Annotated in this window: 18 protein-coding genes; 13 read left to right on the forward strand and 5 right to left on the reverse strand. The window is 42.3% G+C overall.

The genetic code is table 11. The features are described from left to right. Positions 1 to 117: 117 nt before the first annotated feature. From C4F40_RS13865 to C4F40_RS13915, 11 genes are all read left to right on the forward strand, one after another. Entirely contained in the window at positions 118 to 486 is a 369-nt protein-coding gene (locus tag C4F40_RS13865; protein ID WP_196939976.1) for a four helix bundle protein, read from the forward strand. Positions 487 to 584: 98 nt separating this feature from the next. After that, complete coding sequence (locus tag C4F40_RS13870; protein ID WP_196939977.1) at positions 585 to 1,013, forward strand: WxcM-like domain-containing protein; 429 nt, start codon at positions 585 to 587, stop codon at positions 1,011 to 1,013. Positions 1,014 to 1,279: 266 nt separating this feature from the next. Continuing rightward, the gene (locus C4F40_RS13875) at positions 1,280 to 2,059 is read left to right on the forward strand and encodes a polysaccharide biosynthesis/export family protein (protein ID WP_196939978.1); all 780 of its coding nucleotides are present in this window, start codon (positions 1,280 to 1,282) and stop codon (positions 2,057 to 2,059) included. Between the two features lie 14 nt (positions 2,060 to 2,073). Continuing rightward, entirely contained in the window at positions 2,074 to 4,452 is a 2,379-nt protein-coding gene (locus C4F40_RS13880) for a GumC family protein (RefSeq protein ID WP_196939979.1), read from the forward strand. Positions 4,453 to 4,554: 102 nt separating this feature from the next. After that, positions 4,555 to 4,767: a hypothetical protein gene (locus tag C4F40_RS13885; protein ID WP_196939980.1), complete on the forward strand. Its 213-nt coding sequence runs from the start codon at positions 4,555 to 4,557 to the stop codon at positions 4,765 to 4,767. A 514-nt stretch (positions 4,768 to 5,281) separates the two neighbouring features. Next, the gene (locus C4F40_RS13890) at positions 5,282 to 7,207 is read left to right on the forward strand and encodes a polysaccharide biosynthesis protein (RefSeq protein WP_196939981.1); all 1,926 of its coding nucleotides are present in this window, start codon (positions 5,282 to 5,284) and stop codon (positions 7,205 to 7,207) included. Between the two features lie 182 nt (positions 7,208 to 7,389). Continuing rightward, positions 7,390 to 8,064 (forward strand): response regulator, encoded by a 675-nt coding sequence (locus C4F40_RS13895; RefSeq protein ID WP_196939982.1) that lies wholly within the window; start codon positions 7,390 to 7,392, stop codon positions 8,062 to 8,064. A 95-nt stretch (positions 8,065 to 8,159) separates the two neighbouring features. Further along, positions 8,160 to 11,045 (forward strand): hypothetical protein, encoded by a 2,886-nt coding sequence (locus tag C4F40_RS13900; RefSeq protein WP_196939983.1) that lies wholly within the window; start codon positions 8,160 to 8,162, stop codon positions 11,043 to 11,045. 119 nt (positions 11,046 to 11,164) lie between these two features. Then, the gene (locus C4F40_RS13905; protein ID WP_196939984.1) at positions 11,165 to 11,704 is read left to right on the forward strand and encodes a hypothetical protein; all 540 of its coding nucleotides are present in this window, start codon (positions 11,165 to 11,167) and stop codon (positions 11,702 to 11,704) included. Between the two features lie 75 nt (positions 11,705 to 11,779). After that, positions 11,780 to 12,601 (forward strand): fimbrial biogenesis chaperone, encoded by an 822-nt coding sequence (locus C4F40_RS13910; RefSeq protein WP_196939985.1) that lies wholly within the window; start codon positions 11,780 to 11,782, stop codon positions 12,599 to 12,601. Continuing rightward, positions 12,591 to 13,967, forward strand: a complete 1,377-nt coding sequence (locus tag C4F40_RS13915) for a hypothetical protein (RefSeq protein ID WP_196939986.1) — start codon at positions 12,591 to 12,593, stop codon at positions 13,965 to 13,967. Before C4F40_RS13910 ends, C4F40_RS13915 begins: the two co-directional genes overlap by 11 nt. Positions 13,968 to 14,027: 60 nt before the next feature. Here the strand turns inward: C4F40_RS13915 and C4F40_RS13920 are convergent, their stop codons facing one another. From C4F40_RS13920 to C4F40_RS13940, 5 genes are all read right to left on the reverse strand, one after another. Continuing rightward, positions 14,028 to 14,300 (reverse strand): hypothetical protein, encoded by a 273-nt coding sequence (locus C4F40_RS13920; protein WP_196939987.1) that lies wholly within the window; start codon positions 14,298 to 14,300, stop codon positions 14,028 to 14,030. A 128-nt stretch (positions 14,301 to 14,428) separates the two neighbouring features. Next, positions 14,429 to 15,187, reverse strand: a complete 759-nt coding sequence (locus C4F40_RS13925; RefSeq protein WP_196939988.1) for a LytR/AlgR family response regulator transcription factor — start codon at positions 15,185 to 15,187, stop codon at positions 14,429 to 14,431. Further along, positions 15,184 to 16,308 carry a sensor histidine kinase gene (locus C4F40_RS13930; protein ID WP_196939989.1) on the reverse strand — a complete coding sequence of 375 codons (1,125 nt, stop codon included), beginning with the start codon at positions 16,306 to 16,308 and terminating at the stop codon, positions 15,184 to 15,186. The genes C4F40_RS13925 and C4F40_RS13930 overlap by 4 nt, the downstream gene beginning before the upstream one ends. Positions 16,309 to 17,271: 963 nt before the next feature. Then, positions 17,272 to 18,273, reverse strand: a complete 1,002-nt coding sequence (fbp, locus tag C4F40_RS13935; RefSeq protein ID WP_196939990.1) for a class 1 fructose-bisphosphatase — start codon at positions 18,271 to 18,273, stop codon at positions 17,272 to 17,274. 169 nt (positions 18,274 to 18,442) lie between these two features. Continuing rightward, entirely contained in the window at positions 18,443 to 18,820 is a 378-nt protein-coding gene (locus C4F40_RS13940; protein ID WP_196939991.1) for a hypothetical protein, read from the reverse strand. 246 nt (positions 18,821 to 19,066) lie between these two features. Between C4F40_RS13940 and C4F40_RS13945 the strand changes: the two genes are divergently transcribed. Beyond that, positions 19,067 to 19,330 carry a hypothetical protein gene (locus C4F40_RS13945; protein ID WP_196939992.1) on the forward strand — a complete coding sequence of 88 codons (264 nt, stop codon included), beginning with the start codon at positions 19,067 to 19,069 and terminating at the stop codon, positions 19,328 to 19,330. Between the two features lie 93 nt (positions 19,331 to 19,423). Next, positions 19,424 to 19,663: a hypothetical protein gene (locus C4F40_RS13950; protein ID WP_196939993.1), complete on the forward strand. Its 240-nt coding sequence runs from the start codon at positions 19,424 to 19,426 to the stop codon at positions 19,661 to 19,663. Positions 19,664 to 19,843 lie beyond the last annotated feature (180 nt).

Raw genomic sequence — 19,843 nt, forward strand, 5'->3', positions numbered from 1 at the left:
GGGAAACAGGAAACCGGAATCGGGAAACTGGAAATGGGGAACCGGAGGCTGGAAATAGGGGATAGAGATTAGGTATCGGCGAACCGAGATTGGGAGTTGAATAAACTTGTATACGAAATGGATGAACAGAATTATACACATAAAGATCTTGATGTTTGGAAGTTAAGCATGGAATTAGTGCTGTTGGTTTATAAGCTTACGGAGAAGTTTCCATCTAAAGAGCAGTTTGGTATAACCAATCAGATAAGAAGAAGTGCTGTATCCATACCTAGTAATATCGCGGAGGGGTCAGCAAGAAAAGGAAATGCCGAATATATACAGTTCTTATATGTTTCCTTGGGTAGCCATGCAGAACTGGAAACACAGGTACTTATAGCGAACGGTTTAAACTATTTGACGAAAACTGAGTTTGATGAGCTAGATGGACTATTACAGAAAGTTGGAAAATTGTTAAACGGCTTGATTAGATATAGGAAAACGAAATAGGAACCGGGGGGAAGTGGTTCTGGTCTCAGATTACCGATTCCGGATTTCTACCGTCGGATTCCCGGTCTCAGGTTCCGGATTCCCTTTAAAAAAGTAATATGATTAAGAAAATACAAGGAGGCATAGCCACAGACCATCGAGGTTCTATTCGTTTTGTCAATGATTTTGATATGTCGCTGGTCAAGCGGTTTTACATTATAAAGAATGCAGATCTGGAAACAGTGCGGGGATGGCGGGCGCATCGCATTGAGCAAAGATGGTTTTATGTGTTATCGGGATCATTCTCGGTGGATCTGGTACAGATTGATAATTGGGAAAGACCTTCGGTTGATTTAATTATTGAGAGAGAAGTCATAAAAGGAACGGACCAAAGTGTATTGCATGTACCGGTAGGATATGGTACAGCATTTCAGGCCTTGGAAGAGGGGTCGGAGCTGTTGGTTTTTGCAGATTATGGAATTGAGAATGCCAAAAATGATGATTATACCTGGCCAGTAGATTTCTTTGTAAATAGAGTTAGTGACTAAAGGCTAGTGACTAGTGATTAGAAATTGGAAATCAGGAAACGGATAACCGGAAGCGGGAGCCAGACAAATCTGATCGAAATGTCTGATCTCCGATGTCGGTTTTCGGGTTTCTCTTAAGAATTACTGCAAGGTTGCCACTATGTTTTCATTTTTATTTGAAAAACGTTATTATTTTCGATTCAAAACGGTATTTTTGCCATTGATTGAACTAAATTTTTTTTGGAGAGATTTTTGTACTGCTCACCGGAGAACTTAATTTGTTATATATGCCTCAATATTTACGCAATGCCTTTTTGGCGCTTTTCGTAGTCGGAATACTGCTCATGAATTCCTGCGCGAGCAGGAAGGATTTGGTTTATTTCCAACCCGATTCAACAGCTTTACATACCAGTTATGAACTGAATGCACCCAAATTGCAGGCGGGGGATATCTTGACCATTTCGGTTACGGCAGACGATATACGGGCCACACAGCCTTTTAATCAGATAAATGCGTATAGCGCTCAGGGTACGATCCAAAGTACCAATCCCTTCCTACCTACGTATACCATAGATAACAATGGTTATATTGATTTTCCAAAATTGGGAAAGATGAAATTAGCAGGTAGAACACGGACGGAGGCTATTGACTATTTGCGCCAAGAGATTAGCAAGTATATCGTAGATCCCGGTGTGAATATCAATATTCGCAATTTTCGGGTTACCGTATTGGGTGAGGTTCGTACACCGGGAACGTACACGATTGACAACGATCGGATAACCGTATTGGAGGCATTGGGATTAGCAGGCGACTTGACCATCAATGGCGTGCGAAAGAATGTTCTCGTGATTAGGGAACAAAACGGCGTTAAACAGGAATATCGGTTAGATTTGACCCAACGCGATGCGTTGAATTCTCCGGTGTATTACCTTGCACAGAACGATGTGATTTATGTGGAGCCCAACGGAGCGCGTATCCAATCTTCTAGATATACGCAGAATACATCTGTATTCGTATCTATCGCCGGGGTAATTATTTCCGTAATAGCAGTATTGACCCGTAGATAGGCGAATTGAATAATATGATGGAAAAGAATCAAAATGTAAAGGCTGAAGAGCAAGAAATCAATCTCAAGCAGCTTTTTGAACAATATGCTTTCTACTGGAAATGGTTTGTCGTATCGGTTTTTATATGCCTTGTAGCCGCATTTATCTACCTGCGCTATGCGGAACGCATTTTTAGCATTTCCGCCAAAATCCTCTTACAGGACGAGAATAAGGCATCTGGCGAGCTAGCCGGTTTGGGCGAGTTGGCGACGCTTGCCACAGGCGGAGTGGGCGGTTCAGCGTTTGTATCGGATCAAATTGATGTGATTAAATCCCGTCGCATTCTCCGTAAGGTGGTGGAACAAAACCGACTAAATATAGGTTATTACCATAAAGGTAATGTCAAATCCTCCGAAGCATTGGAGTCAGAATCACCGCTAAAATTGGTGTTGTTGGAACCAAATTTACCTCGATTGGATTCGGTTTCTTATAGTTTCACCGTAAAATCCAATGGTAAATCGTTTAAAATAATAGATGAGGAAGATGGGACAAGATCGTATATTTTAGGCCAAAAGATTACCTCACCTCTTGGTGCTATGATGCTAGTGCCGCAGAATGGCAAGCAATTCGAAGGAGAATTGGTTGTTTCCTATAATCCGATAAACAAAGCGGTAGACGATTTATTGCAGGGCGTACAGATCACGCCGAATAAGGAGAAGACCTCCTATGTGGTGAATTTTGCCCTGAACCATGCCAACAAAAATAAAGCGGAGTTGATTCTAAATTCCCTGATTGATACCTATAATAACGATGTGACCGAAGATAAAACCCGTCTCACTAGGGCGACGTCGGATTTTATTAACTCCCGTTTAGAGTTAATTTCGAAGGATTTGGCCTCAGCCGATTCGAAGGTAGCGGATTATAAGGATAACAACAACCTCGTGGACATGACGTCCGAGGCACAGCTCTATATGCAATCTGCATCAGAGAATGAGCGCAAGCTCGTGGAGTACCAAACGCAACTGCGGCTTGCCGAACTGATGGGCTCGGCTACGCAAGGTGAGGGTACAACACTCCTTCCCTCTAACCTGGGATTAAATGACCCTTCGATTGAAGCATCTATCCGTTCATACAACGAACTGGTCTTGGAGCGGGATGACCTGTTAAAATCGGCGACGCCGGATAATCCCGTGGTGCAGAATTTGAGTAAAAATGTAGAGGAGATCAGACGCTCGCTGCAGACTTCCTTGAATAACTACAAACAAGTACTACAAAGCAACGTCTCTGCGTTACAAGGTCAGCGTAATAAATTCCAGAGCAAACTCAATCAATTGCCAAACCAGGAGCGGGGCTTTAAGGACATTTCCCGTCAACAACAGATTGTGGAATCTTTGTATCTCTTCTTATTGCAGAAGCGCGAAGAGACGGAAATCCAAGCTTCGGCCACGCCTGCCATTATGAAGGTAATTGATGAAGCGTACGGTTCAGATATTCCCGTAGCACCGAAGAAATCCATTATTATGTTAGGCGCACTGATTATGGGATTCCTGATTCCTTTTGCGTTTCTATATATTAAATTCTTATTGGATAACAAAATCCACTCACGTAAAGATATTGAAGAGAAGTTTGGAGCCCCAATTTTGGGTGAGGTGCCAACTTCCGATGATCCCATTATTCAGGATAACGACCGCTCATCGCTTGCAGAGGCTTTCCGGATACTACGTACTAACCTTGCCTTTATGCTCGGCGTTAAGAAGGACTCGGCGGTCATCTTTGTGACCTCTACTACCTCTGGTGAAGGAAAATCGTTTGTATCGACAAACCTCTCGCGGATCTTATCCATGTCGGGGAAAAAAGTGCTCTTAATCGGTGCGGATATCCGCTCGCCAAAAGTATTGGATTACCTCGGCCTTTCGCATCTGCAACATACGAATATCGGGATTACACAGTTCCTGATTAATCCGGATATGGATATTGATAATATTATTATAAAACGCCCGGCACCCTATCAGTTTGATATCATCTATTCGGGCTATATTGCACCGAATCCGGCGGAGCTTCTGATGAACGGGCATTTTGATGATGTAATCAACTACGGTCGGGAGCACTATGATTATGTGATCGTAGATACGGCTCCGGTGAGTTTGGTAACGGATACGCTCTTGATTGCCGATAATGCGGATCTGACGATCTACGTAGCGCGTGCAAACTACTTGGATAAACGCCTCCTTAACGTGCCGAAAGAATTGTATGAAGAAGGTAAGCTAAAGAATATGGCGGTTGTGATTAACGATGTCGACTTTGCTCGTGGTTATGGCTACGGGTATGGGTACGGTTATGGTTATGGTGATGCCGCTCCTGTTTCGTTACGCGAACGCTTACGTAAGCAACTCTTTGGTAAAAAGAAGAAATAAGGGTTTAGCGTAATTAAGTAATATAGGAGGAGGCAAGGTGTTGTCTCCTTTTTTATTGCTAATTTGTTTAAAGAAAAAGAGCCTTTTTTTTAATCAATTTGAATGTCCCCCACATTACCTTTCCGCCACTGGCCGTGGCAGGGCTTCTTCTTTCTTCTTGAAAAGAAAGAAGCAAAGATTCAAGACTGGGTCAATGTTACGCTAAAAGCTTTTGGATTTACTAAACAGCTCCAAGCCGCTTCACTTCGGGGATCTGTTTTTAACGCAAATCCAAAAGCTTTCTTAACGCTACATCGACCAAGGTCGTCCTTTTAACTCCAGCTGAAGCACTAAGTAACAATTAATAACAAAGCACTATCCTTACAATTACTCAAGATGTCGCCTGTGAAGCTTTTGGTAATAGCAATGGGAGGCACTATCCCTACGGCCAAAAGGTTCGAGCGACACGGTTTTGCATCCTTTTGACAAGACAAAAGGATGAGCCGGTCGCGGCTTGAGCGACAAAAAGAAAAATATAGATATTAATGATACAAGCACTGCCTGGTATTAGCAAAGAAATTGTGATTAAAATAAACCTTCTTTTTCCATAACAAAAAATTAACTTTTCTTTTTGCAAGAAAAAACCACCCCTCTTCATTCAAAAAAAAATGAATTTCATGACGAATACCGTGGCTTTTGCGTATTTTTACGCATATTTCATTTCTGTTTTTTATACGTAGGCTTAAAAAATAAATTCTGCCGAATATTGGTGTGCTTTTTGTTATAAGCTTTGAAGTTGTGAAAAACTAAGTTACGCTAGGGTAACATTTGAGGGTATATATAGGTATTAATGGAAATAGCACATATTTTTAAACGGTTGCGTAAGGACAATCCGAGGTGGGTAGTTTTATTAATTGATTTGGTGATCGTGTGGGGCTGTTATATTCTCGCTAATTTCATCATCAATAGTTTTAAAGGACGATTTGACCTGCTGCTGATGGTTAAAAAGTCGGCAGTGGTTACCCTGATCTATTGTGTATGCTTTTTATATTTTAAAACGTACAAAGGAATAATCCGACAGTCGGGAATTCGGGATGCACAATACATTATGACGGCGGTAGGCGTAGCAATGCTGGTATTATTTGCCGAGTCTTTTATCATTCGTTATTTTTTTGATCGAGGAACCCCCGTGGGCGATTTTTTGCGGATGTCATACGGTGTGTTGTTTATCCACGCTATCCTAACTATCGTAGCTATGGTGGCGGCACGTATATTCTACCGGACTATTTACGAACGTATTTTTTGGAACGAGCGTACAGTGAGCAGGGTCGTTATTGCCGGTGCCGGAAATATGGGCACGATAACGTATAACATCCTACAGAATGATACGCGAAACAAGTATAAGGTAGTAGCCGTCGTGGACGACAACCCGAGCCGGATCGGAAAGCGTATTAACGGCTTTCATATTAAAGACATTGCCAACGTTACGAAGCAATATGTGGAAGATTTACGCGTGGATAAATTTATTATTGCCTTGGATGACAGTAATAAAGAACGTTTAAAGCGTATATCTTCGATATTGGAGCCGCTGCCGACGAAGATTATGATCATGCCCTCTACGGCAAAATTGCTGCAGGGGGAGGCTGCCGCACGGCAGATGCGTACGCTGCAGATTACCGATCTATTGGGTCGGGAGTCGATTAAGCTGGATAACCTCATTGTAAAAGCGTCCTTACAGGGGAAAGTCATTCTGGTAACGGGCGCGGCAGGTTCAATCGGATCTGAACTGGCGCGGCAGATCGCCTATAGCGACTGCAAGCGCATTATCTTATTGGATCAGGCCGAATCTGCGCTCTACGACATGCAGCAAGAAATAGTGCAGATTGCTCCGAAAACCTCTTCTTATGTGGTGGGCAACGTACGCGACCGGGTATTTATGCAGCAGGTGTTTGAAAAATATAGACCACAGCTGGTCTTCCATGCGGCGGCATATAAGCATGTGCCCCTGATGGAGAAAAACCCCTATGAGGCCATCCGAACGAATGTGTGCGGTACGAAGAATATTGCCGATCTGGCCGTACAGTTTGGTGCTGAAAAATTCGTTATGGTATCCACCGACAAGGCCGTGAACCCCACAAACGTAATGGGCGCGACGAAACGCATTGCGGAGATTTATGTCTCGGCACTGAACAGACAAAGTACAACTAATTTCATCGTCACCCGTTTTGGAAATGTACTCGGCTCCAATGGCTCTGTGATCCCGCTTTTTGAGAAGCAACTGAAAAAAGGCGGACCGCTCACGGTAACGCATCCGGATATTACGCGTTATTTTATGACGATTCCCGAAGCCTGCCAACTGGTACAGGAAGCTGCAGTGATGGGCGATGGGGGTGAAATATTTGTATTTGATATGGGGCAACCCATTAAAATCATGGACCTGGCGAAGCGGATGATCCGACTGAAGGGATACCGTTATCCGGAAGATATCAATATTGAGATCACCGGATTACGCCCCGGAGAAAAGACCTATGAGGAATTGTTGGCGAATGATGAAAATACCCAGAAAACGCATCACGAGAAGATCATGATTGCAAAGGTGAATACGGAGGATGTAGACGTGAAGAAATACAAAATTGAGCAGTTATGTACACTTACCTGTTCAGAAGCCATCGATCGCATGGCTCTGGTGTCGATGATGAAGGACATTGTGCCGGAGTACGTCTCGAAAAATTCGATCTACGAACAGTTGGATAATGCCGAGGAAATGATACTATAAGAAGCTAGGTAGAATTTTAAATAGTGAATCCTGAAAACACAGCCGTTTCAGGATTTTTTTTGTTATAGAGCTGGATAATCTACTTGGCTACGACGCTGCCGAGCTGTGCGGCGTAAACAACATCTTAGAAAACAATCTGATGCACGTGTTGTTATAATCATAACTACTTATGAAAAACTGGAGTGCCTCCAGTAATTTTTGGATTGCTGGAGTATCTCCGAAAGGAGGTTGGGGTTATGGATACGGTAAGGATAGGCATAATTGATGACAATGATATTGTACGCAATGTATTACGGGTTTTGTTAACGACCTACTCGGATACGGAATTCGATATTGTCCTTGAATTGTCTTCATTGGTCGATGTTCACTCACATGAGCACAGCAATCCCGATGCGATTCTCCTTGATATCAATATGCCGCATATCGACGGCATTACAGGTATTCCCATACTAAAAAGACTTTTTCCCGATTGTGTAATCATCATGCTGACGGATCGGGAAGATCTTACATCTCTACGTAAAAGCATCTCTGCTGGCGCACTGGGTTATGTAAAGAAAGGGACAAACCAGCAAGAACTGGTTTTTATTATCAAACAGGTCATTGCGGGTGGATCCTATGTGAGTCCGATATTGGCACGCTCCTTCTTTACAGAAATGCAGGAAAAGGAGCGTACAGTAAGCCACTTGACAGAGCGGGAACAAAGTATCGTACGAGGGATCGTCGATGGCATGAGTTATAAGTTGATCGCACACCATTATGGAATATCGCTTGATACCGTCCGTGAACACATCAAAAAAATATACCGTAAGCTGAATATAAACAGCAAAGGGGAATTACTGGCTATTGTCAAATTTTAATGACGCCACATCTTTATGTGATGGCGGAAATTTCAGAAGTCAAGTGCTAATGATGACTTTTGCATCGGTCTGAAAATCAAGACCCGATGTAAAGAATGGTGATACCCGGTTTAAAATTAATTAAGAAATGCGCTGCACTGGTTGGAGTGCTGGGGCTTTGCTTTTTAATTGGGTTATCACCAGTAGTCCAGGCGCAGGAAGCATCCGTGCATGCTTATTTCCTGAGAGATACGATTGATATTCAGTCGGGCAACACGTTTTCCAACCAATTGGTAATCGAAAATAAGACCGATAAAGTACTAAACTTTGATGTCTTACACCAGTTCGCCGGTGCTGCTTTATTGGCCTTGCCGCAAACAGGTACGGTAGAGGCCTACGGAAAACGCGTATACCCGGTAAAGTTTCTTGCTGATAAGCAATTAATTTCCAAAAACATACAGAATTTTGCGGTACAAATAACAGCTTCGATCAATTCGGATATGACATGGCCAGTTGTTTCAGCCAGTTTTACGACCCATTTAATCGATGCGCAAGGTTTATTTCTGGATGTGGAACAGGCAGAAGTATACCTGGATCCGCATAGCACACAGGTTGATCTTCCTATCCGTGTATTTAACAACAGTCTTATCGCGTCGGTATTTCGGCTTGAATTTTATGAAACGCCGGAAGGATTGAACTTTGTCCCGTCGCAGGATACGATCACAGTGGCGCCAGATGAACAGCGATTGATCAGGATTAAAGCGGTTTACACGGGTAAAAGCCGCAATAACGCCGATTTTGCCGTGACGATTCGCGCCATAGACCCGTTGGGGAAACAGCTGGCCGTGAAAAAGGTCAGGGTAATGGCACTCAGCAATAGTAGGAACCTGGTCTTAAACCAACAGGATATTTATTTTAAAAATAGGCCGAATACGCTTGTAATGAATTATGTGAACGGAAATAATTTCAATGCGGTACAGCTCTTGGGAACGGGCAAATATACGCTGAACAATCAGGAAGAGGTCGGTTATAATTTGAATTTCAATTATTATCCCCGACGCAAATCTTATCTTTTAAATGATACGTATGCGTATTATAAAGGGGAACAATGGGGCGTACATGTAGGAAGTATCTACGGTAACCTGGATTACAATGTGAATGGAAAGGGAATCAAAGGATCGCTTTTCTTTCCGGGAAATAAACGCATCACACTATATGGTGTAGACAACAATTATACTTTAGCATCGAATGAGACGCTGAACAAACGCAATGGCTATACGCTTGCCACGGAATATGTGGACGGTATACCTGATAAAGAGAACTCGCGTGTGGTCTTACTGTACAACAACGATAAGAGCCTAAACAGCGATAGCTACCTGGCTTCTGGAAAACAAAAATTATTTGCCGATGAGCGAAATAGTTTGATCGCGGAGGGTGGGCTTAGCACACAGACTATCGACCAAGGAAACTTGAAAGATAATTATGCAGGTTTTGCTGTAGGTAGCGCGTATCAGTTCGAGTCGCCCTCGCTATCGCTACGTTCGTATCACTATTACAGTTCACCTTATTACGCAGGGCTCAGAAGGGGGCTGATGCAATCGGACAATTCACTGGCTTTGCCCTTGGGGGCGAGGCAGTCGTTAAATGCACAGGTCAATTACTCCCGTTCTCAGGCCCGATATGTTTCGGAGCAATGGAATGAGTGGGCTGCGCAGATTAATCGGTATACGCAACAAACGATCCAGCTTGGTTATCAAACGGCTATGGGAAACAACTGGAATATGACGTTGTCTCCGTACTATTTTAAACAGGACATGTCCCTAAACAGCGGTTCGGTGGTAGACTCTTCGTGGACGTCTAGCTCGTATCGGATTAAAACAGCACTAAATTACAACACCAGCAAGCATAGTATTGCTTTGTCAATGGACAACGGATATACGTCTGAGAATACATCACAACGGCCTCCGGCTCCCTATTTCTCGACACGGGTGAATGCGAGCTACCGGAATAACATATGGGGTGTAAATGCCTTTTATCAACACAACCCATTTTATATCTCGGATGCGCTCGCCAATGGTACGAGTAGGGATTACGATGTGCTATCCATAGGGCCTAATATATCCTTTGCTGCACTCGACAACCGATTGAGTGTCACCGCCTCGGCCATGTACTATTACTATGGGTATTCAAAAAACCAGAACTATATTGGGAATGCACACGCACGGTGGAATCTGAAAAATGATTGGGCGATTTCGACAGAACTGTATTTCGGCGTGAACAGATTCCAAAATTTACGTCAGTATAATCCGGAAACAGGGCTTAATAATCTGGAGCCGAATATCGATTATAGGGATCCGTCACTTTATACGACGCGGCAGATCAAAATAGGGGTCGAAAAGAAAATTGGCGCGCAAGCGAATGGACGGGAGAAAAAACTGACCCTAATCTATTTTGAAGACTTGAATAACAACGGGATACAGGATAAGGGTGAGCAGCTGGTATCGGGTATCTTGGTTAAGATCAATGGATTGGCCGCGATTACTAATGACAAAGGTATGGTAACCTTTACCGCCCCTACTGATAAGGTGTATGCGCCTGTCATTGCGAATATGAATGGTTGGAATACTTCGCCCCTAGCACCCTCGGAGATAGGGGTAACAAAGGATGTAAAGATCATGATGCCCTTGGTCAAAACGGTACGGTTGAGTGGCGAGTTGCGTACAATTAAGGAGGCTTATACGGAAGCGTTTGGTTCGCTCGCAGGGATTCGCGTATATGCGAAAGACGCGCACGGTATGGTGTATAAGACCATGACAAACGAAAACGGTAGGTTCAATCTATTCTTGCCCGAGACCGAATACACGGTATCTATTGATGATGTTGCTTTGCCATTAAGGGTGATCGACAATGAAAAGTCGATTGTCCTTCATAAAGGCACTGATGCGCACCTCACGTTTGAGTCCAGGGATCAACGGCGGAAAGTGGAGGTGAAAAAATTTTAAAAATAAATTGCGATCCCACATCAACATGTGATGGGCAAAATTTTAAAAGACAAGTAATCGTATGCAATTTTGCAGCAGTTAATTAGAAGACAAAATATAAAAAATAAAAACTCAAAAAAATGAAAAACAACATGTTAATTTTGGTGGCTGTAGTAGCCGCATTGGTATCTACAACTGATTTGGCAAACGCACAATCAAGGGATGTAACGGTGAGTGTAGAATTAAAAGATGTATTAAGTGCTGGTGGTATTGGCGACGGTGGTACAGCAGCAGGAGCAAACGCCGTAGATTTTCTCTTCGATAATGTGAACAAATACAATACGACGCAGACACAGACAATAGCAGATCAAGTACGTGTGTTGAGTACAAAGTCTTATGTCGTAAACTTAAAAGCGCAGACACCAACTTTCGTATCGACTACAAGCTCAGCCACCTTGCCTTTGGATATCTTGAAAGTTTCTGCATCGAAAACAGGAGCGAATGCATTTGGAGACGTAATTACTCCGACTACACTCGATCAGTTAATTGTTTCACAAAGCGTAGCTACATTAGATCAAGGTTATGACTTTAAATACGAGATCGCACCAAATCAAACCTTGATCGAGGCGGATAAAGAAAAATACAACGTCGTATTGACGTATACTGTTTCTGCCCAGTAATCATACGGTAAGTAAAGTTGATGCAAACATTTTGCATCAACTTTTGTATTTCAGATAAATGTTATTTTCTAACCCATGAACTTGAAAATGTTATTTTCGCTACGTGCTCTTCGTGTACTTTCGCTGTTCATACTCACAGTGGGTTCGTCGTATGCGCAGGATATATCGGTATCGCCTTCGGTTATAACGTTGTCGGGTAATCCCGGAGAAACGATATCCGAAACACTCACGATAACCAATTCGGGGAAAATGCCTTACGAATTCTTAGTTAGTATTAAAGATTGGAAAAGGGAGATCTCCGGAAATAAGGTACATGCGGATGCAGGTACATTGCCAAATTCGAATAGCGCTTGGATCCGTGTCGCTGAGAATTCATTTGTCATCAAACCCGGTGAACGGAAGCTGGTTACAATCTATATGGAGATTCCGGCTGAAGGGGTGGGGCATGTTGCTTCAAACAGTATGGTGTTTTTAACGCAAACCAATCCGCAGGAGTCTGCAACGAACGAATCGGCTATCGGCATAAAGATTGCATACGAATTCGGTGTACAGCTTTTTTACAATCCAGCCGCCGCGCAAAAAGGTGAAATAGAATACGAACAGTTGACGTTTATTTCGGCTCAGGATGAGAAAGCGGCTAAGGTACAACTGCAATATAAAAACGACGGCGATGTCAATAAAACCGGTACAATCCGTGTTGAACTCACGAATAAAGAAAGTGGGGAAGAATTTAAATTGCAACCTGTACCGTTTGCGATTATGCCGCATGATGTACAGATTATGCAGATAGCGTTGCCTGCTGGCATGCCGAAAGGGAACTACTTGCTGGTATCTTTACTGGATGCTGGAGCCGGATACAATCTTAAAGTTGCTGAAAAGGATATTTATGTGGAATAGAAGCTTGAGTGTGATGGGGGTACTCCTGGTTGCACTGATGGGTGCAGTAAGGGCACAAAATGCGACACTTCAGATCAATGAAGCGGCACTGCGGGCGGGGCAGGTATCTTTCAATGCTTCGGGGTTTCAATATAATTCGGTGGTATCGTTGCTTCCAGGTTTACAGGCGCGAACTGCCGGCACCAACTTTAGCAGTACCAATTCTACCGCGGTGGTACCGGTAAATCGGGTGTCTTTAACGCTCAATAGAACTGGTGTAGATTATACAACCGTAATGCTAAGCGCTACAGAACAGAATCTTTTTTCAACGATAATAGGGCTTTTTTCAACGGGGGCATTTAGCTTGCGGTACGCAATAAATAACCTAAATAATTATGCCTGGGTACTTGGAGACTATCAAACTATATTGCATTTAAGGATAACGGGGATAAATTTGGGCGTATCGGTTAACCCAACCTCTGCTTTATTGAACTTGGCCGTACCAGCTATCTTAACACCAAATACTACCCCTTCAGATATCCTGTTACATGTCAATTCCTTCGATCACTTCCGGAATGGCTATACCTCCAGCGCATTGGGCCAGATCAGTATGTTGCACACGGTGCCGATGCAGTTTTCCTTAGCTACGGCCAGCACTAAATTTACATTTTCTAACGGTGCCACCGGGGTTAGTGATCCGAATGGGCTAACTTCAGCTTTGCAGTATATGGTAACCGCCCCACAAGGCGGTACGACAATTAGCCTGGGCACGACGAAACAGAAGTTCTATTCGGTCGCTACAGTGCCTGTTGGCAACAAAACCAGTTTGACTCCACAGATTAAAATAGGAGCAGCGGCACTAAAACAACATTTTATAAATAAAGGGGTATATAGTACCACATTCGATCTACAGGTGCAAGATAAGGATACGACTCCATCCGTATCGAAAACAACAACAAATAACCTGACCGTACAGGTAGCGGATATGGGCGAATTGAAGCTAAGTAATGCAGCGGTGGATCTGGCGTTTACCAGTGCTGACCATTATCGAAATGGGGTGAGCAGTACTCTTGCGGAGCACATCACAGTGAGTAAAACTACACCCTATCAAGTGAGCGTAAGGGCAAACAGTGCTAATTTCACGTTCGGGCCCAATGTTATCCCGGTATCTTCCCTCCAGATCGGACCAGCAACAGGGGAAACAGGGGTAAATACGATTGCGGAACTATCGACACAATCTCAGGTGCTTATATCGTCTAACGTGCCGCAGGTAGATAAGAAGTATGGGATACGCTATGCGATCCCCAGTATCAAGACGGCTGCATTAATAAACAAAGCAAAAGGAAAGTATACAGCAGTGATTACTTATACACTAACCGCTCTGTAAGTCGAGATCAAGTGTAGCAATTAATACCTAGCATTAATACTCAATACTTAATACTAAATACTAATAATAAGATGCTTTCATCAACGGTCTCCCTTGTTCATCTTTTTCAAATGCGGCTAAAAAGGATACCTGATGTCCTTCTAAGGATAGAAAACGGGAAATGAAGTCTTCGTTCCGACGGGTGCTTTCTATCCGTAAGATGAAATCTTCGTCATCAAGATCTACCGTCGCAAACTTCACATCGTTTGAAACCGCGTATAATTTTTGAATCAGATTGGATCGATCTAATATCGTTCGGATCGAGGTCTTGAATATTAAAATGTATTTCTTCATCGTACTACGTGTTTGAGTTGTTAATTCAAAGATGTGTAGAATTATAAAGATCCGAAATGAAAAAATAGTTGAAGCAGACAAATCGAAGACTGAATCGTCCAAAGGTTGACGTGAAATGGATTGACTTATCAGCCTTCTAACCAATGTAAAAAGGCACTGGCTTTTTCTTTACTGACCGAAATTTTGATGGGATGGCTCACATGCAGTGTCAACATCAGTTTGCGGCTGAGCCCCATATTTGCATAGGCAATGGCTTCCCTTTTTAGGATATGCTGTCGGTTTACACGAAAAAAGTCTGTCCCTAACAGTTGTTCCATTTCATCCAATGATTTATTGACCAAGTACTCCTTTCCCGAGCTGATCTTGATAAATACATTGTCGAATTCAATGTAGCAGAGCACCACATCACTGAACTGAACGGGAATGATTTTGTCGCCGTTCATGACGATAATGGATTTACGTCGCTGTTCGGCTCCTGCTGTCTGATGTTGTAGCTCGGATAACATCTCGTTTGTTCCCCTATTGAACGTATGCTTCAACGAATTGTATTTATGCAGGGTTTTCTGGATGCTTTCATCCGAAAAGGGTTTGAGGATATAATCCAATCCGAACGTCTGGAAGGCTTCCATCATGTAATGATTGTACGCCGTGCAGAATATGATGGGAGCAGGAGGCGTGATGCTTTTGAAGATCTCGAACGATTCGCCATCCCCCAGTTGTATGTCGCTGAAAATAAGGTCTACGGCTGGCATTGTGCTGAAATATGCGATCGATTCTTTGACACTGGACAGGCGCGTGAGCAGTTCAATGGTGGGGTCCAGGCGTTTCAAGGTGCAATGCAGATCTTCTGCAGTGAGATCTTCGTCTTCTATGATGATGGCGTTCATGGCGTGATAATTTTAACATGTACTTCGAATGAGTTACCATGATCATGAATGTGCACGCTTTCTTTCAAATAATAGCTAAACCGCTCTTTGAGGTTATTTAAGCCATAGTTGTTATTGTCTTCATGGGATGTTTTGCGCGGGCAGACGTTGTTGCGCACGATAATCCATCCGTCTTGATCCACCACCTCAATATAAAGGGGGTGCTCCACGGTATATTGATTGTGCTTAAGGGCATTGTCGACCAAAGGTTGTAGCGAAAAAACCGGAAGGCTGTCTTTAAGCACCGATTCAGACACATTTATGGCATAGGATATGGCGTCGTTAAACCGGATCTTTTGCATGTTGAGGTAATCTTCGCACAGTTGTATTTCCTGCTTTACGGTGGCTAATCCGTCTTCGGATGTTGTAAAACTAGCGCGAAGGTAATCGGAAAGCTGTAGTAAATAGGATTCGGCCATGGCGCTATCTTTCTTAATCAGGGATTTCAGGCTGGATAGGGCATTGAACAAAAAATGGGGCTGCACTTGCTGCCGCAACATCTGGTTGACTGCACGCTCATTGAGCTTATCGAGCTTGGACCGTTCGAGTTCGAGTTGATTGCGAAAATGATCGTTCATGACGAAATACAGCCAAAGCTGTACAATGAAATTGAGAATGGCAGCTCGTACAACCATGAGTAGTATAAAGCCAAACGTGGACGTGTTTAAAATCCGTTTTTCTTCCATGTTAATCACACCCAAACGAGTAGTTACGTAAAACGTCAGCGAACAGATGGCCAACGTGGAAAGAAAGCTTAATAATTTGACATATACAGGGGATTTGACCGGATCCTTGAGATCAAAATGTATGTGAATTAGAAGGTTGAAAACGATGACACCAAAAAAGCAGATAAAAGCGATGAGAATGTTACACCAAAACGCAGGCTGGTCTTGATACATAATATCAATAGCCAGAATGGATACGATGCAAAAGGAAAAAATAAAGCTGCGCTTAATCCAGTCCTTTAACGGATAATTTACTCTATTACAATTGAAACCCATCTTGTTTTTTCGAACGATAATTTTTGCAAACTTAGATAAAATGCGTTGGATTAACGAACCGAATGTAAAGAGCTCATTCATACCATTGAAAAAAAAAATTAAATGAATAAAGCCCAATAGAAAAAGCACTATTCGTAATTTGCCTATATACAAATGCTGATCATCTGTTGTCAAGTTGTTCTGTTGTAAAGAAGGTTGTTAAAAATAATAGACATCATGCATACTAAAAGTAAAAATTGGACGTTTTAGTAGTGGTTGGTTTTTTTTAAAAAAATTCATAATTTAGGTTAATAATTGGTTTGTGAATCCTGTTGCTCCCCGCTTCAGGATTTACTTTTTTTTTAAGAAAATCTAAGTTTCGAATTAGCTAATGCTTTGGAAGTGATAATAAAGGAAGGATTAAATTAATCACAATTTCTTCACTAATACCAGGCAGTGCTTGTATCATTAATATCTATATTTTTCTTTTTGTCGCTCAAGCCGCGACTGGCTCATCCTTTTGTCTTGTCAAAAGGATGCAAAACCGTGTCGCTCGAACCTTTTGGCCGTAGGGATAGTGCCTCCCATTGCTATTACCAAAAGCTTCACAGGCGACATCTTGAGTAATTGTAAGGATAGTGCTTTGTTATTAATTGTTACTTAGTGCCTCAGCTGGGTTTAAAGGACGACCTAGGTCGATGTAGCGTTAAGAAAGCTTTTGGATTTGCGTTAAGAACAGATCCACAAAGCGAAGCGGCTTGGAGCTGTTTAGTAAATCCAAAGCTTTTAGCGTAACATTGACCAAGTCTTGACTTTTTTTGCTTCGTTTTTTTGGTCAAGCAAAAAACCCTCGAAGAGGCTCTTGAATGCCTTTGAAAACTAAATATTAATGAAAAAATGAAGGCCCTGCCACGGCCAGTGGCGGAAAGGTAATGTGGGGGACATTCAAATCGAAATAAGTTCGTTTTTTTTCTCCCCCCTTACGTAATAAATTAAATGTAAATAAATTAAGGTGAAAGAATTTTTTTAATTATGACGGATTAATTTTTTACTGATATGATACGGTTAGTGATTGGCATAGAAGCTTTCTACCTGCTCGACCATATCGCTACTGCCAATAACAATAGGCACACGTTGATGCAATAATTGGGGCTGGATATCAAGTATCGCTATTTTTCCTGTAGTTGCTTTACCACCTGCCTGTTCTACAATGAATGCCATCGGATTACATTCATACATCAGACGCAGTTTTCCTTCGGGATGATTGGAAGTTTGCGGATAAATGAATACCCCTCCCTTTATTAAATTGCGGTGAATATCTGCTACCATGGAGCCGATATAACGCGAAGTATAGGGTCGGTTTGTAGCGGAATCAATCTCTTGACAGTATTTTATGTATTGCTTTACAGGCTGTGGAAACTTGCTGTAATATCCTTCGTTAATGGAGTATATGGATCCCTGAGCGGCAATCTTCATGTCAGGATGCGAGAGGCAAAACTCGCCAATGGAGGGGTCTAACGTAAATCCATTGACACCACAACCTGTCGTATAGACCAACATCGTAGACGACCCGTAGATGATGTAACCTGCTGCCACCTGCTTACGACCAACCTGAAGGATTTCTTCTTTTTGGATAGGACGGTCTGCATAGAGACGTCGGTAAATAGAAAAAATGGTGCCCACCGAAACATTGGAGTCGATATTTGACGACCCATCGAGCGGATCGATACAGACGATGTATTTCGCTTCCCGTGAGGTGACATTTGTAGATAAATCTACACCCTCTTCGTGTTCCTCTGAGGCAACATAACAACATTCCCCGCCCATTTTTAACGCGTTGATAAATTGCGTGTCGGCATACACGTCTAGTTTTTGTTGGACTTCTCCCTGTACATTGATGTCGCCCTGCTGCCCCAGGATGTCTGCGAGCCCTGCTTTATTGACTACCCGATTGACCAGTTTGGCGGCGATGCCAATATCCCGCAGCAAACGGGAAAGTTCTCCTTTGGCATATGGAAAGTCGGCTTGTTTTTCAATGATAAATTGTCCTAACGTTTTAATTGCCATACTGCTTATAATTTGTGGCAAAACTAGGTAATATTTTAGCAACTAAAAAAGTGAATTTTAGCTTATTGTAATCTGTACACGAATTTAAAATAACTGTTGTATAGAAGGTTATGTGCTAAATTTATTTTTAAATATTTTTTAGGAAGGCAAAATGGCTTTTTTTGGGATGTTATTTTCCGGCGTTTATATAGATGTTTTTCATCCGCACGAGGTGTTTGCTATCGGCAAGATATTCCATCTTTTTTTTCTTAAACACCATTTTGGAAGCGATCTCTTCGCTCGATTTGACAAATTCCATTAGTCGACTGAAATTGTGTAGGCGGTCTATTCGGCTAGATGTACTTCTCTGGGCAATGAATTGAACCAAATTTTCATCAATGGACAGCCGTACGATATCTAAGGCATCTTTTTCGAAGAGAACAAGGGGAGGATCTAAGCCCTCTACATAGATGCCAAAACCAACATTTAGCGTATCTAGCTCAAGAATATAAGCCTGAAACGTCAGATGGCCTATTTGAGTACTGTCGACAAAAATAATTTTTTTCATCTGATCATCATAATTTAATTAACGGGGCAACTTTATCTCTAAAGTATACATTATTTTTTATGTTTCCGAATGGTTTGGGTGATTTAAGGCGTAAAATAGTACATATTTCGATTGATTTGCGGTAAATACGGAAGTAAATGAAGCAATTTTAAACAAAATTATAGCTAAAATGTTGTCTAGTAATAGGTAGATAGGTATGACTACATGGAGTTTTGAAGAGGAGATGGAGTTGTTTAATAGATAAGCATGATGAAATTTGTTAAGCTTACGCGTGCGGTATTGCATTCGCTGGAATGGCAGGGTTACACGCTTCTAACGTCTGTTAATTTTGCAGATGATGATGACCCTACCTGGATGCCACAAAAGATACCAGATGTGAAGGAATATATAATGCAGTTGGATATTGCGGGTAAGAGACCTCCCTTACAAGAACCCGCACTGCTAATTATAAATGATGCCCTGGCAGAGATAGCCGAAGAGGACTTGAAAGGCAGCGTCTTTTTAGAATAGCACCGATAAGTTCCTAAAAATCGATAGAATTTCGCATCGTTGTTACAAACAATTGCAGATGTCGGATGTTGTTAATACATAAGCTAACTGAATATGAACACAGACAAGATATCGACAATAACTTCAAAACCAGGTTTGGTTATTGCGCTAATTTTAGCCTACGAAGATTATCTACGACAAATGGAGTGGGTAGAGACTGTAGACCCAGATGGGAGGCCCTCGGAAGAGGAAACACCGGACGAAGACGACGAAGATTTTTCTCCATCTCCAGAGGAAGACGTGGTTCCCGATACCGAAGATCCCAACGAAGCCGCGGACGATATAACCGAGTAGGGTCATCGTATAGCTCCATTTTAATGCACGCCACTTTTAAGTGGCTTTTTTGTTTTTAAACGATTGGAAATTTTAATTTGTAGCGTATTAGCTACAAAAATGTAAAGTTTAAGTTATTCAATAGTGCTTTTAAAAATTAACCTGTATATTCGCCTAGCTATCAGAGAGACAAGTAAAGCC

Source organism: Sphingobacterium pedocola (genome assembly GCF_015209965.1).
GTDB lineage: Bacteria > Bacteroidota > Bacteroidia > Sphingobacteriales > Sphingobacteriaceae > Sphingobacterium > Sphingobacterium pedocola.

Bases quoted from the DNA above. Each gene is read 5' to 3' on its own strand.
- C4F40_RS13865 (WP_196939976.1), top strand. From the start codon at position 118: ATGGATGAACAGAATTATACACATAAAGATCTTGATGTTTGGAAGTTA.
- C4F40_RS13870 (WP_196939977.1), top strand. From the start codon at position 585: ATGATTAAGAAAATACAAGGAGGCATAGCCACAGACCATCGAGGTTCT.
- C4F40_RS13875 (WP_196939978.1), top strand. From the start codon at position 1,280: ATGCCTCAATATTTACGCAATGCCTTTTTGGCGCTTTTCGTAGTCGGA.
- C4F40_RS13880 (WP_196939979.1), top strand. From the start codon at position 2,074: ATGATGGAAAAGAATCAAAATGTAAAGGCTGAAGAGCAAGAAATCAAT.
- C4F40_RS13885 (WP_196939980.1), top strand. From the start codon at position 4,555: ATGTCCCCCACATTACCTTTCCGCCACTGGCCGTGGCAGGGCTTCTTC.
- C4F40_RS13890 (WP_196939981.1), top strand. From the start codon at position 5,282: ATGGAAATAGCACATATTTTTAAACGGTTGCGTAAGGACAATCCGAGG.
- C4F40_RS13900 (WP_196939983.1), top strand. From the start codon at position 8,160: ATGGTGATACCCGGTTTAAAATTAATTAAGAAATGCGCTGCACTGGTT.
- C4F40_RS13905 (WP_196939984.1), top strand. From the start codon at position 11,165: ATGAAAAACAACATGTTAATTTTGGTGGCTGTAGTAGCCGCATTGGTA.
- C4F40_RS13910 (WP_196939985.1), top strand. From the start codon at position 11,780: ATGAACTTGAAAATGTTATTTTCGCTACGTGCTCTTCGTGTACTTTCG.
- C4F40_RS13915 (WP_196939986.1), top strand. From the start codon at position 12,591: ATGTGGAATAGAAGCTTGAGTGTGATGGGGGTACTCCTGGTTGCACTG.
- C4F40_RS13920 (WP_196939987.1), bottom strand. From the start codon at position 14,300: ATGAAGAAATACATTTTAATATTCAAGACCTCGATCCGAACGATATTA.
- C4F40_RS13925 (WP_196939988.1), bottom strand. From the start codon at position 15,187: ATGAACGCCATCATCATAGAAGACGAAGATCTCACTGCAGAAGATCTG.
- C4F40_RS13930 (WP_196939989.1), bottom strand. From the start codon at position 16,308: ATGAATGAGCTCTTTACATTCGGTTCGTTAATCCAACGCATTTTATCT.
- fbp (WP_196939990.1), bottom strand. From the start codon at position 18,273: ATGGCAATTAAAACGTTAGGACAATTTATCATTGAAAAACAAGCCGAC.
- C4F40_RS13940 (WP_196939991.1), bottom strand. From the start codon at position 18,820: ATGAAAAAAATTATTTTTGTCGACAGTACTCAAATAGGCCATCTGACG.
- C4F40_RS13945 (WP_196939992.1), top strand. From the start codon at position 19,067: ATGATGAAATTTGTTAAGCTTACGCGTGCGGTATTGCATTCGCTGGAA.
- C4F40_RS13950 (WP_196939993.1), top strand. From the start codon at position 19,424: ATGAACACAGACAAGATATCGACAATAACTTCAAAACCAGGTTTGGTT.